Raw genomic sequence first — 13,289 nt, 5'->3', positions numbered from 1 at the left:
GGAACCTCGCACGAAGCAGCGACAATGCGCGCTGACGCCCCTGCCCCATGAGCATCGAACACTACGAAAACTTCCCCGTGGCCTCGGTGTTGTGCCCCCCGGCACTGCGCCCGCCGATCACGGCGATCTACCACTTCGCCCGCACGGCCGACGACCTGGCCGACGAAGGCGACGCCCCGGCGGCGCAGCGCCTGGACGACCTGCGCGCCTACCGGGCCGAACTGGTGGCGGTGGCGGGCGGCGCCACGCCGGGCGCCCGGTGGGCGAAGGTGTTCGGGCCGCTGCAGCGCGAGATCGCCCATCATGCGCTTCCGCTGCCCCTGCTGCACGACCTGCTGAGCGCCTTCGAACAGGACCTGGTGCAGCACCGGTACACCGACCGCCAGGACCTGCTCGGCTACTGTGAGCGCTCGGCCAACCCGGTGGGCCGCCTGCTGCTCCACCTCTACGGCATCCACGACGCCGACAGCCTGCAGCAGTCGGACCGCATCTGCACCGCGCTGCAGCTCGCCAACTTCTGGCAGGACCTGAGCGTGGACACCGCCCGCGGCCGCCTCTACATCCCGCTGGCCGACTGCGAACGCGCCGGCGTGCCCCCCGAGGCCCTGCTGTCGCGGCAGGACACCCCGGCCACCCGCGCCCTGGTGGCCGAGATGGCCACGTGGACCCGCGACATGATGAATGCCGGCAGCCCGCTCGTGTTCACCGTGCCCGGGCGCGCCGGCTGGGAACTGCGCCTCGTGGTGCAGGGTGGCCTGCGCATCCTCGACCGCATCGCGGCGCTCGACCACGCGAGCCTGAAGACCCGGCCCACCCTGGGCCTGACCGACATCGTGACGATGGGCTGGCGCGCTTGCTGCATGCGGCGTCCGGCTGCCCGGAGTCTCCAGAAAGCACGACCATGACCCCCGAACAATACGTGCAGGACAAGGCCGCCAAGAGCGGCTCCAGCTTCTACTACGCCTTCCTGTTCCTGCCGCCGCCGCGTCGCGCGGCCATCACCGCCTTCTACGCCTTCTGCCGCGAGGTCGACGACGTGGTCGACGAGGTGCAGGACCCCGGAGTCGCCGCCACGAAACTCGCGTGGTGGCGCAAGGAAGCGGCCGCGGCCTTCGCCGGCCAACCCAGCCATCCGGTGACGAAGGCGCTGATGCCGCACACCACCGCGTTCGACATCCGCCTGGAGCACCTGAACGCCGTGATCGACGGCTGCCAGATGGACCTCGACCAGTCGCGCTACCTCGACTTCCCCGGCCTCGCGAGGTACTGCCACCTCGTGGCCGGCGTCGTGGGCGAGGTGGCCTCGGGCATCTTCGGGCGCACCGACGCACGCACGGTGCAGTACGCCCACAAGCTGGGCCTCGCGATGCAGCTCACGAACATCATCCGCGACGTGGGCGACGACGCGCGGCGCGGCCGCATCTACCTCCCGATCAACGAGCTCCAGCAGTTCGATGTGAAGGCGCACGAGATCCTCAACCGCGGCTACAGCGAGCGTTTCACCGCGCTGATGAAGTTCCAGGCCGAACGGTCGCACCGCCTCTACGACGAGGCCATCGCGCTGCTGCCCGCGGCCGACCGCCGCGCGCAGAAGCCGGGGCTGATGATGGCCCACATCTACCGCACGCTGCTGCGCGAGATCGAGGCGCAGGACTTCCAGGTGCTGCACCAGCGCACGTCGCTGACGCCGCTGCGCAAGCTCTGGATCGCCGCACGCACCAACTGGACGGTACGCTGATGGCGGGGCCACGCCGTGTCGCGGTGATCGGCGGCGGCTGGGCGGGTCTCGCCGCCGCGGTCCACGCGACCCGCGCCGGCCACCACGTCACCGTCCTCGAGATGGCACCGCAACTCGGCGGCCGGGCGCGCCAGATCGACAGCCACGGCATGGCGCTCGACAACGGGCAGCACATCCTGATCGGCGCCTACACCGAGACCCTCGCGCTGATGCAGCTCGTGGGTGTCGACCTCACGCGCGCGCTGCGCCGCCTGCCGCTGCGGGTCACCTACCCCGACGGCACGGGCCTGCAGATGGCCGCGGGCAAGCCGATCCCCGCGTTCCTGCGCGCCATCGCGACCTACCCGGGCTGGACCCGCCAGGACAAATGGGCCCTGCTGCGAACGGCCGCCGGCTGGGCGCTGCGCGGGTTCCGGTGTGATCCGACGTGGACCGTCTCCCAGCTCACCGCCCGGCTGCCCGCCGCCGTGCGCGACGCCCTCCTCGACCCGCTGTGTGTCGCCGCGCTCAACACCCCCGCCGACCAGGCGAGCGCGCAGGTCTTCCTGCGCGTGCTGAAGGACGCCCTGTTCAGCGGCCCCGGCTCGGCCGACCTGCTGCTGCCCCGCTGGCGGCTGAGCGCGCTGTGGCCCGACCCGGCCGGCCGCTGGCTCGCCGCCCGAGGCGCCGAGGTCCACCTGTCCAGACGCGTCGATTCGCTGTCGCCGCGGACCGAGGGCGGCTGGGACGTCGACGGCACGGCCTTCGACGCCGTGGTGCTCGCCTGCACCGCGCACGAGGCCGCGCGCCTGACCGAAGGATTCGAGCCCGGCTGGGCCGAAACGGCGCGCGGGCTGCAGTACGAACCCATCGTCACCGTGTACGCCCACAGCCCCGAGACCCGCCTGCCCCAACCCATGATGGCGCTGCGCAGCGACAGCCGCCAGCCCGCCCAGTTCGTGTTCGACCTCGGCATCCTCTGCGGCATGGAAGGCGTGCTCGCCTTCGTGGTCAGCGGCGCCGCCCCGTGGGTCGCCCAGGGCGCCGACGCGACCATGGCCGCGACGCTGCGCCAGGGCCAGCAGGCCCTGGCCGGCCAGCTGCGCGCGCCGCTCACGGGCCTGCGGGCCGTCAACGAGAAGCGCGCCACCTTCCTGTGCACCCCGGGCCTGAAGCGCCCGCCGATGACGGTGCGCCCGGGCCTCTTCGCCGCGGGCGACTACACCGAAGGCCCCTACCCGGCCACGCTCGAAGGCGCGATCCGGGCGGGGCTGGCCGCCGGTTCGGCGCTCGACGCCTGACGCCGGGGCGAGAACCGCCCCCGCCATGAATTTCGCGATGCAAAAACTTGGCCGTTTTGGTTCACAATGGTTGGCATGAAAAGCAAAGAGGATCAGAAACCAGCGATCCAGGTGCTCGAGCGCATGTTCTCGCTGCTGGACCTGCTGGCGTCCCACCAGGACCCGGTCTCGCTGAAGCTGATCAGCGAGCAGACGGGCCTGCACCCGTCCACCGCCCACCGCATCCTGAACGACCTCACGGTCGGCCGGTACGTGGACCGGCCCGAGGCCGGCAGCTACCGCCTGGGCATGCGCCTCCTCGAGCTGGGCAACCTCGTGAAGGCCCGCCTCGACGTGCGTGACGCGGCCCTGGGCCCCATGCGCGAGCTGCACAAGCTCACCCACCAGCCGGTGAACCTGTCGATGCGCCAGGGCGACGAGATCGTCTACATCGAGCGCACCTACAGCGAACGCTCCGGCATGCAGGTGGTGCGGGCCGTGGGCGGCCGCGCACCGCTGCACCTCACCTCGGTGGGCAAGCTCTTCCTGGCCCACGACGACCCGCAGCGCGTGCGCGCCTACGCCACCCGCACGGGCCTGGCCGGCCACACGAAGAACAGCATCACCGACGTGCCGTCGCTCGAACGCGAGCTGTCGAAGGTGCTGCAGTACGGCACCGCCCGCGACGACGAGGAACTGGAACTGGGCGTGCGCTGCATGGCCGCGGCCATCCTCGACGACCAGGGCAAGCTGGTGGCGGGGTTGTCGATCTCGGCGCCGGCGGACCGGCTGGAGGAAGGCTGGCTGGAGCGGCTCAAGGCGACCGCGTCACAGATCTCGGCCGCCCTCGGCCATCGCTGACGCTCCCGGAGAACGCCCCAAGAAAAACGGCCCTCGAGAGGGCCGTCGTTCAAGGGCACCACCAACCAGTGATCAGGACGTGACCTTCGGCGCCGTCAGCGTCACGGTGGGCAGCACGGGCACGTGTGGCGCGGCGGTGACGGGGTGGGCGACCGGCAGGGTTTCGTTGATCCACTTGCGCACGCGTTCGGCGTCGCCGATGCGGGAGTAGCGGCCGGCGGAGTCGAGGAAGACCATGATGACCTGGCGGCCGGCCAGCTTGGCCTGCATCACGAGGCAGCGGCCGGCTTCCGAGATGTAGCCGGTCTTCTGCAGGCCGATCTCCCACTCGGGGTTCTTCACGAGGCCGTTGGTGTTGTGGTACTGCAGCTGACGCTGGCCCACCGCCACCTGGTATTCGAGGGACGTGGACAGGTCGCGGATGATCTGGTGGCCGTGGGCGTGCTTGACCAGCGTGGCCAGGTCACGGGCGCTCGACTGGTTGCGGCTCGACAGGCCGGTGGGCTCGACGTAGCGGGTGTCGCTCATGCCCAGCTCGGCGGCCTTGTGGTTCATGGCGGACACGAAGGCCGGGAGGCCACCGGGGTAGTAGCGGCCCAGCGCATGGGCGGCACGGTTCTCGGAGGACATCAGCGCGAGGTGCAGCATTTCCTCGCGGGTGAGCGAGGTGCCGACGGCCAGGCGCGAACGGCTGCCCTTCTCGGTGTCGACGTCGTCCTGCGAGACCGTGAGGATCTCGTCGAGCGGCAGGTGGGCCTCGGTGACCACCACGGCCGTCATCAGCTTCGTGATGGACGCGATGGGGAGCACGGCCTGGGAGTTCTTGCTGAACAGGACTTCGTTGGTGTCCTGGTCGAGGACCAGCGCGACGCTGGACTTCAGGTCGAGCGGATCGGTGGTGCCATGCAGGCCCGACAGCTGGCCGAACGACGCGCGGGCCGGTTCGGCGTGGACGACCGCGGCACGCGACCGCACGGCGACCTGGCGGCCCTTGCGGAGCACGGCGACCGAACGCTTCGAAGCGCCGGTACGGGCCACGACGGCACGACCCTTGGCCGACGGTGCGGCCTTGGCGGAGACAGCGGGCTTCTTCTTGACGGGATGCGACTTCGCCGCAGCTGCCCCGGCCGCAAGCGGAACGGAGACAGTCACGACCAGCACCATCAGCGCACGCAGAAGACCGGAAACAGAATTTGGCGTAAATCGCAACACAACAACCCCTTCACGCTCGATGCACCAAGTGTAGGCGAAAGAAAAAAAGCACACAAGATCAGAAACTTACGTGCCTTTCCTCAAGCCAACCCTGATGGTGTCAGGGTCTGTGACGAAATGTACCCGGGTTCACCCCTGGGCCGCAACGCGCTCGTTCTTGCTGTGCAGTTTGTTCAACGCCGAGAGGTACGCCTTGGCGGATGCCACCACGATGTCGGGGTCAGCCCCCACACCGTTGACGACCCGTCCTCCATGTTGAAGACGAACCGTCACCTCACCCTGCGATTCTGTGCTTCCCGACGTGATCGCATTCACGGAATAGAGCAGCATTTCCGCGCCAGATTTCACTTGGGACTCGATGGCCTTCAGGCTGGCGTCGACCGGGCCGTTGCCCTCGCTCTCGGTGTGGAACTCCTCGGAGCCCGCGGCGAACGCCACCTTCGCGAACGGCCGCTCGCCCATCTCCGAGCGCTGCGACAGCGACAGCAGGCGGTAGTGCTCCTGCTCGGCCGTGACGGACTCGTCCATCACCAGGGCCACGATGTCCTCGTCGAAGATGTCGCTCTTGCGGTCCGCCAGCTCCTTGAACTTGGCGAAGGCCGCGTTGACCTCGGCTTCCGATTCGAGCGAGATGCCCAGCTCCTGCAGGCGCTGCTTGAAGGCGTTGCGGCCCGACAGCTTGCCCAGCACGATCTTGTTGGCCGACCAGCCCACGTCTTCCGCGCGCATGATCTCGTAGGTGTCGCGCGCCTTCAGCACGCCGTCCTGGTGGATGCCCGAGGCGTGCGCGAACGCGTTGGCGCCCACCACGGCCTTGTTCGGCTGCACGACGAAGCCCGTGGTCTGCGACACGAGGCGCGACGCGGGCACGATCTGCGAGGGGTCGATGCCCAACTGCAGGCCGAAGTAGTCCTTGCGAGTCTTGACGGCCATCACGACCTCTTCCAGCGAGCAGTTGCCCGCCCGTTCGCCGAGGCCGTTGATGGTGCACTCGATCTGGCGAGCGCCGCCGATCTTCACGCCGGCCAGGGAGTTGGCGACCGCCATGCCCAGGTCGTTGTGGCAGTGCACCGACCAGATCGCCTTGTCGGAGTTCGGGATGCGCGTGCGCAGGTCGAGGATGAACTGGCCGTACAGCTCCGGCACCGCGTAGCCCACGGTGTCGGGGATGTTCAGCGTGGTGGCGCCGGCGTCGATCACCGCTTCCAGCACACGGCACAGGAAGTCCGGGTCGGAGCGGTAGCCATCCTCCGGGGAGAACTCGACGTCGCCCGTCAGGTTGCGTGCGAACGCGACCGACAGCTTCGCCTGCTCGAACACCTGGTCGGGTGTCATGCGCAGCTTCTTTTCCATGTGCAGCGCGCTGGTCGCCAGGAAGAGGTGGATGCGCGTGGAGGCCCCACCCTTCAGCGCCTCGGCCGCGCGCGAGATGTCGCGGTCGTTGGCGCGCGCGAGCGAACAGACGGTGCTGTCCTTGATGGCGTTGGCGATGGCCCGCACCGCCTCGAAGTCACCGTTGGACGAGGCCGCGAACCCGGCCTCGATCACGTCGACCTTCAGGCGCTCGAGCTGGCGCGCGATGCGCAGCTTCTCGTCCTTGGTCATCGAGGCGCCGGGGGACTGCTCGCCGTCGCGGAGCGTGGTGTCGAAGATGATGAGTTTGTCGGCCATGGTGAAGCTCCTGTTTTTCTGAATGCGATGCGGGCAGCCCGAACGTGAATCTTAGGCCACGGAAGCGACCGCTGCCGGCGCTGCGGCTTGCCGCTTCGCGCGGACCACGCCCGACAGGATCGCCTTCATCGACGCGGAGACGATGTCCGAGTCGATGCCGACGCCGAAGAGGCTGGTGGCGTCGTCGATGCGCAGCTCGAGGTAGGCGACCGCGCGGGCGTCCGCGCCGCTGCCGATGGCGTGCTCGTGGTAGTCGAGCACGCGGACGCCGTGGCCGTGCGCATGCAGCGCCGCGACGAACGCGTCGATGGGGCCGGACCCGGCGCCCTTCACGCTCATCTGGCGGCCGCCCGCCGACACGTCGGCCTCGAGCGACACGACGCCCTGCTCGCGCGTGGTGATGACCGGGTGCGCCACCGACACCTCGTGGATGCCGTACTCGCGCTCGAAGATGCCCCAGATGTCGGCGGCGCTCTGCTCCTTGCCGGTGTCGTCCATCACGCCCTGGACCACCTGGCTGAACTCGATCTGCAGGCGGCGCGGGAGTTCGATGCCGTACTCGGCCTCGAGCAGGTAGGCGATGCCGCCCTTGCCCGACTGGCTGTTCACGCGGATCACCGCGTCGTAGCTGCGACCGAGGTCCTTCGGGTCGATGGGGAGGTACGGAATGTCCCAGACGTCGCCGGGCTTCGCGACGGCGAAGGCCTTCTTGATGGCGTCCTGGTGCGAACCCGAGAACGACGTGTAGACGAGGTCGCCCACGTACGGATGGCGCGGGTGCACGGGCAGCTGGTTGCAGTGCTCGACGCAGCGGCGCACCTCGTCGATGTCCGAGAAATCGAGGTTCGGCGGGATGCCCTGCGTGTAGAGGTTGAGCGCGACGTTGACGAGGTCGAGGTTGCCGGTGCGCTCGCCGTTGCCGAAGAGGCAGCCCTCGAGGCGGTCGGCGCCGGCCAGCAGCGCGAGTTCACCGGTGGCCGTGCCCGTGCCACGGTCGTTGTGCGGGTGGACCGACAGCACGATGCTGTCGCGGCGGGCCATGTGGCGGTGCATCCACTCGATCATGTCGGCGAACACGTTCGGCGTGCAGCGCTCGATGGTGGTGGGCAGGTTGACGATGCACTTGCGCTCGGGCGTGGGCGCCCAGACTTCGGTGACGGCATCGACGATGCGCAGCGCGAACGGGAGTTCGGTGTCCGAGAAGGTCTCGGGCGAGTATTCGAAGCGCCAGTCGGTGCCGGGCTGCTCGTCGGCCAACTGCTTGAAGAGCTTCGCGTGGGTCACGGCGAGGTCCACCACGCCGTCCTGGTCGAGGCCCAGCACCACGTTGCGCATCACCGGCGCGGTGGCGTTGTAGAGGTGCACGATGGCGCGCGGCACGCCCTGCAGCGCCTCGAACGTGCGGCGGATCAGCGGCTCGCGGGCCTGCGTGAGCACCTGGATCGTCACGTCGTCGGGGATGCGCTTCTCTTCGATGAGCTGGCGCAGGAAGTCGAACTCGGTCTGCGACGCCGACGGGAAGCCGACCTCGATCTCCTTGAAGCCGATCTTCACGAGCATCTCGAACATGCGCAGCTTGCGCGCCAGGTCCATCGGTTCGATGAGGGCCTGGTTGCCGTCGCGCAGGTCGGTGCTCAGCCAGATCGGCGCGGCCGTCAGTTCGGCGTCCGGCCAGCGGCGGTCGGCGAGCTTGATGGCGGCGAAGGGGCGGTATTTCTGCTGCGGTTGCTTCAACATGGGATGCTCCTGGGAGGGTTCAGGGTGGCAACCAGCGCAGACGGGAGAGGAAAAAGCAAAACGGCCCAATGCTGGTTGCATGCGGGCCGTTTGAGACGAAAGAAACGAAAAGACGTGACTGGTCAGCGGGCCCGGAGGTGGCCTAGACCTAGCAGCGAAAGTGCGTTGAACGACGTCATGGCAGCAAATATAGCACTTGTCGTGGGGCCGTGGTGTGCGGGTTCACACGAACGGCCACCCTGTCACCGATGCAGGCCCTCTTCGTCGGGTTCGTCGGTGGACGTGGCGATCACGCTGACCGGCCGTCCCTTCGCCCGCTTCCACCCGTACACGCCGTAGCCCGACGTGCCGTAGATGCAGAACAGCCCGAACAGCACGATGGGCGGATGCAGCGTGATCAGCGCGATGGCCAACGCGATGGCCACGATCACGATGAACGGCACCGAGCGCTTGAAGCTCACATCCTTGAAGCTGTAGAACGGCACGTTCGTCACCATCGTGAGGCCGGCGTACAGCGTGAAGGCGAAGGCCGTCCACGACAGCCAGAGCGGGAACAGGAAGCTGTTCTCGCGGCCGCCCTGGAAACCGAACGAATCCATGACCCAGATGAAGCCCATCACCAGCGCCGCGGCAGCGGGGCTCGGCAGGCCCTGGAAGAAGCGCTTGTCGACGACGGCGAGGTTCGTGTTGAAGCGCGCGAGGCGCAGCGCGGCGCACGCGCAGTACACGAAGGCCGCGATCCAGCCGAGCTTGCCGAGGTCGGTCAGGGCCCATTCGTAGACGATCAGCGCGGGCGCGGCGCCGAACGACACCATGTCGGACAGGCTGTCCATCTGCTCGCCGAACGTGCTCTGCGTGTTCGTCATGCGGGCCACGCGGCCGTCGAGGCTGTCGAGCACCATCGCGCAGAAGACGCCGACGGCGGCCTGTTCGAAGCGGCCGTTCATCGCCATCACGATCGCGTAGAACCCGCCGAAGAGGGCCGCCACCGTGAACAGGTTCGGGAGGATGTAGATGCCCTTGCGGCGCGGGCGCGCCGGGGCGTCGTCCACCTCCAGCGTGGGGTTGTCGCCGTCGTGCATCGGAGGGACCGGGGAAGCGGGGGAATTCATCGGAGCGAGAGGATAACGCAGCGCACAACAAAAAAGCCGCAAGGTTTCCCTTGCGGCCATTGATCGTGGGAAGCCGCACGAAGCGGCTTGCCAGGGTGATCAGTTCTTGCTCTGGTCGACCAGGCGGTTCTTCTTGATCCAGGGCATCATCGCGCGGAGTTGCTCGCCGACCTGTTCGATCGGGTGCTCGGCCGTCAGGCGGCGGCGCGACAGCAGCGTCGGGGCACCGGCCTTGTTCTCGAGGATGAAGCTCTTCGCGTATTCGCCGGTCTGGATGTCCTTCAGGCACTGGCGCATCGCATCCTTGGTGGCTTCGGTCACGACACGCGGACCCGTCACGTACTCGCCGTACTCGGCGTTGTTCGAGATCGAGTAGTTCATGTTCGCGATGCCGCCTTCGTAGATCAGGTCGACGATCAGCTTGAGCTCGTGCAGGCACTCGAAGTACGCCATCTCGGGCGCGTAACCGGCTTCGGTCAGCGTCTCGAAACCAGCCTTGATCAGCTCGACGGCGCCGCCGCACAGCACGGCTTGCTCGCCGAACAGGTCGGTTTCGGTTTCTTCGCGGAAGTTGGTCTCGATGATGCCGGCCTTGCCGCCGCCGTTGGCAGCCGCGTAGCTCAGGGCCAGGTCACGCGCCTTGCCGGTCTTGTCGGCGTAGACGGCGATCAGGTGGGGCACGCCGCCACCTTGCGAGTAGGTGCCGCGCACCGTGTGGCCCGGGGCCTTCGGAGCGACCATCCACACGTCCAGGTCGGCGCGGGGAGCGACTTGACCGTAGTGCACGTTGAAGCCGTGGGCGAAAGCGAGCGAGGCGCCCTGCTTGATGTTCGGCTCGACTTCTTCCTTGTAGACGGCGGCGATCTGCTCGTCCGGCAGCAGGATCATGACGACGTCGGCCGACTTCACGGCGTCGGCGATCTCGGCGACCTTCAGGCCGGCCTTCTCGGCCTTGCCCCACGACGCGCCGGACTTGCGCACGCCGACGGTGACCTTCACGCCGCTGTCGTTCAGGTTCTGGGCGTGGGCGTGGCCTTGCGAGCCGTAGCCGATGATCGTGACGTTCTTGCCCTTGATGAGGCTGAGGTCGGCGTCCTTGTCGTAATAAACCTTCATGTATCGCTCCTAAAAATCAGTTCAAGTAATAGCGGGTCGGGGGTGGATCAGACGCGCAGGATGCGCTCGCCGCGACCGATCCCGCTGGCGCCGGTACGCACGGTTTCAAGAATGGCGGTGCGGTCGATGGCCTCGAGGAAGGCATCGAGCTTGCTGGAATCGCCGGTGAGTTCAATGGTGTAGCTCTTCTCGGTCACATCGATGATGCGGCCGCGGAAGATGTCGGACATGCGCTTCATCTCCTCGCGCTCCTTCCCCACCGCGCGCACCTTGATGAGCATGAGTTCACGCTCGGTAAAGCTGCCTTCGGTGAGGTCCACCACCTTGACCACTTCGATGAGCCGGTTCAAGTGCTTGGTGATCTGTTCGATGACGTCGTCGGACCCAGTGGTCACGATGGTCATGCGCGAGAGCGATGCGTCTTCCGTGGGGGCGACGGTCAGGCTCTCGATGTTGTAGCCGCGGGCGGAAAAGAGGGCCACCACGCGCGACAGCGCGCCGGGCTCGTTCTCGAGCAGCAGGGCAATGATGTGTTTCATGGTCTCGTGTCACCGCGCTCTTCACGCCGCTGGCGGTAACCAGCGGCGCTTGGCCACGATGTTCCAGATGAAGTGTTGGGAAGTGGGTCGAAACGTTCGACGCGTTCCGCGTGCGTTCGGGCGGGAGGTCGTGCCAACCCGCCCCTGGCGCGCGTTCAGCGGGTCACAGGTCTTCGGACCCCAGCAGCATTTCGGAGATGCCCTTGCCGGCCTGCACCATGGGCCAGACGTTCTCGCCCGGATCGGTGCGGATGTCGAGGAACACGGTGCGGTCCTTCAGGCGGATGGCCTCCTTCAGGGCGCCTTCCACGTCGGACGGCTTCTCGATCTTCAGGCCCACGTGGCCATAGGCCTCGGCGAGCTTGACGAAGTCGGGGAGCGCTTCCATGTAGCTGTGCGAGTAGCGCTTGCCGTAGTCGAGCTCCTGCCACTGCCGCACCATGCCCAGGTAGCGGTTGTTCAGCGAGATGATCTTGACCGGCGTCTTGTACTGGAAGCAGGTGGACAGCTCCTGGATGCACATCTGGATCGAGCCTTCGCCGGTGATGCAGAACACATCGGCGTCGGGCTTGGCCAGCTTGATGCCCATGGCGTACGGCAGGCCCACGCCCATCGTGCCCAGGCCGCCGGAGTTGATCCAGCGGCGCGGCTCGTCGAAGCGGTAGTACTGCGCGGCCCACATCTGGTGCTGGCCCACGTCGGACGTGATGTAGGTGTCACCGTCCTTCGTGAGGCGCCAGAGGGTGTCGATCACGCTCTGCGGCTTGATGACCTCGGTGCTGTTCTTGAAGACCAGGCACTCGCGCTTGCGCCACTCGGCGATCTGGTTCCACCAGGTGTTCAACGCGTTGGCGTCGGGCTTGGCCTGGGCTTCCTTGATCTGGGCGATCAGCTCCTGCAGCACGTCCTTCACATCGCCCACGATGGGGATGTCGACCTTCACGCGCTTCGAGATCGACGAGGGGTCGATGTCGATGTGGACGATCTTGCGCTCGACCGAGGCGAAGTGCTTCGGGTTGCCGATCACGCGGTCGTCGAACCGGGCGCCCACGGCCAGCAGGACGTCGCAGTTCTGCATGGTCATGTTGGCTTCGTACGTGCCGTGCATGCCCAGCATGCCGAGGAACTTCGGATCCGACGACGGGTAGGCGCCGAGGCCCATCAGCGTGTTGGTGACCGGGAAGCCGAGCAGGTTGACCAGCTCGCGCAGTTCGGCCGACGCGTTGCCGAGGATGACACCGCCGCCGGTGTAGATGTACGGGCGCTTCGCCGCCAGCAGCAGCTGCACGGCCTTGCGGATCTGGCCGCCGTGGCCCTTGCGCACCGGGTTGTACGAGCGCATCTCCACCGAGGCCGGGTAGTGGAACGGCGTGGTGTGGAGGGACACGTCCTTCGGGATGTCGACCACGACGGGGCCGGGACGGCCGGTGCGGGCGATGTGGAAGGCCTTCTTCATCGTGGCGGCCAGGTCGCGCACGTCCTTCACGAGGAAGTTGTGCTTGACGATCGGGCGGGTGATGCCGACGGTGTCGCACTCCTGGAAGGCGTCGAGGCCGATGGCGGCCGTCGGGACCTGCCCGGTGATGATCACCATCGGGATGGAGTCCATGTACGCCGTGGCGATGCCGGTGATGGCATTGGTGACGCCCGGGCCGGACGTGACCAGGGCGACACCGACGTCACCCGTGGCGCGGGCGTAGCCATCGGCCGCGTGGACGGCGGCCTGCTCGTGGCGCACCAGCACGTGGTGGATGGTGTCCTGCTTGTAGAGGGCGTCGTAGATGTAGAGAACCGCACCGCCGGGGTAGCCCCAGAGGTACTTGACGCCTTCGGCCTGGAGGCACTTGACGAGGATCTCGGACCCGTTCGGGTCGGTGGAGGGGGAAGTGTTGGCCGCGGGGGCCGGCGCCGTGGCGGCGCGCTTTTCTGTGGCAGACATGTCCATTTCGAACCTTTGTGAATTTCTCTGACGAAAAACCATCGGTGCACCTCTCCTCGCCTTCGTGGGGCGGGTGTGGTGCCTGCTGAATCCAAAAGAGAGCAC

General features: G+C 67.4%; 11 protein-coding genes. 4 read left to right on the top strand and 7 right to left on the bottom strand.

Going from position 1 to position 13,289, the window contains the following annotated elements; genetic code table 11:
• Positions 1 to 47 precede the first annotated feature (47 nt).
• From hpnC to A4W93_RS10845, 4 genes are all read left to right on the top strand, one after another.
• The gene (gene hpnC, locus A4W93_RS10860) at positions 48 to 905 is read left to right on the top strand and encodes a squalene synthase HpnC (protein WP_085750623.1); all 858 of its coding nucleotides are present in this window, start codon (positions 48 to 50) and stop codon (positions 903 to 905) included.
• Positions 902 to 1,738 (top strand): presqualene diphosphate synthase HpnD, encoded by an 837-nt coding sequence (gene hpnD / locus A4W93_RS30370; RefSeq protein ID WP_085750622.1) that lies wholly within the window; start codon positions 902 to 904, stop codon positions 1,736 to 1,738. The genes hpnC and hpnD overlap by 4 nt, the downstream gene beginning before the upstream one ends.
• Positions 1,738 to 3,018 (top strand): hydroxysqualene dehydroxylase HpnE, encoded by a 1,281-nt coding sequence (gene hpnE, locus A4W93_RS29615; protein WP_085750621.1) that lies wholly within the window; start codon positions 1,738 to 1,740, stop codon positions 3,016 to 3,018. Before hpnD ends, hpnE begins: the two co-directional genes overlap by 1 nt.
• Before the next feature lie 75 nt (positions 3,019 to 3,093).
• Positions 3,094 to 3,858, top strand: a complete 765-nt coding sequence (locus A4W93_RS10845; RefSeq protein ID WP_085750620.1) for an IclR family transcriptional regulator — start codon at positions 3,094 to 3,096, stop codon at positions 3,856 to 3,858.
• Between the two features lie 72 nt (positions 3,859 to 3,930).
• Here the strand turns inward: A4W93_RS10845 and pbpG are convergent, their stop codons facing one another.
• The 7 genes from pbpG to A4W93_RS10810 form a co-directional block, all read right to left on the bottom strand.
• Positions 3,931 to 5,022: a D-alanyl-D-alanine endopeptidase gene (pbpG, locus tag A4W93_RS10840; protein ID WP_085750619.1), complete on the bottom strand. Its 1,092-nt coding sequence runs from the start codon at positions 5,020 to 5,022 to the stop codon at positions 3,931 to 3,933.
• A gap of 177 nt (positions 5,023 to 5,199) precedes the next feature.
• A complete protein-coding gene (locus tag A4W93_RS10835) occupies positions 5,200 to 6,741 on the bottom strand; it encodes a 2-isopropylmalate synthase (RefSeq protein WP_085750618.1) in 1,542 nt (513 codons plus the stop codon).
• Between the two features lie 51 nt (positions 6,742 to 6,792).
• The gene (leuA, locus tag A4W93_RS10830) at positions 6,793 to 8,478 is read right to left on the bottom strand and encodes a 2-isopropylmalate synthase (RefSeq protein WP_085750617.1); all 1,686 of its coding nucleotides are present in this window, start codon (positions 8,476 to 8,478) and stop codon (positions 6,793 to 6,795) included.
• Between the two features lie 242 nt (positions 8,479 to 8,720).
• On the bottom strand, positions 8,721 to 9,560 hold the full coding sequence (pssA, locus tag A4W93_RS10825) for a CDP-diacylglycerol--serine O-phosphatidyltransferase (RefSeq protein WP_085750616.1): 840 nt from the start codon (positions 9,558 to 9,560) through the stop codon (positions 8,721 to 8,723).
• 129 nt (positions 9,561 to 9,689) lie between these two features.
• Positions 9,690 to 10,706 (bottom strand): ketol-acid reductoisomerase, encoded by a 1,017-nt coding sequence (gene ilvC / locus A4W93_RS10820; protein WP_085750615.1) that lies wholly within the window; start codon positions 10,704 to 10,706, stop codon positions 9,690 to 9,692.
• Positions 10,707 to 10,753: 47 nt separating this feature from the next.
• Entirely contained in the window at positions 10,754 to 11,245 is a 492-nt protein-coding gene (ilvN, locus tag A4W93_RS10815) for an acetolactate synthase small subunit (protein ID WP_085750614.1), read from the bottom strand.
• Between the two features lie 163 nt (positions 11,246 to 11,408).
• Positions 11,409 to 13,190 carry an acetolactate synthase 3 catalytic subunit gene (locus A4W93_RS10810; protein WP_099959891.1) on the bottom strand — a complete coding sequence of 594 codons (1,782 nt, stop codon included), beginning with the start codon at positions 13,188 to 13,190 and terminating at the stop codon, positions 11,409 to 11,411.
• Positions 13,191 to 13,289: the final 99 nt, after the last annotated feature.

Origin of the sequence: Piscinibacter gummiphilus, assembly GCF_002116905.1 — a bacterium.
In the GTDB taxonomy this organism is placed as follows: Bacteria; Pseudomonadota; Gammaproteobacteria; order Burkholderiales; family Burkholderiaceae_C; genus Rhizobacter; species Rhizobacter gummiphilus.
The sequence above is the reverse complement of the archived record's forward strand: the minus strand, read 5'-3'. Positions and strand labels throughout refer to the sequence as shown.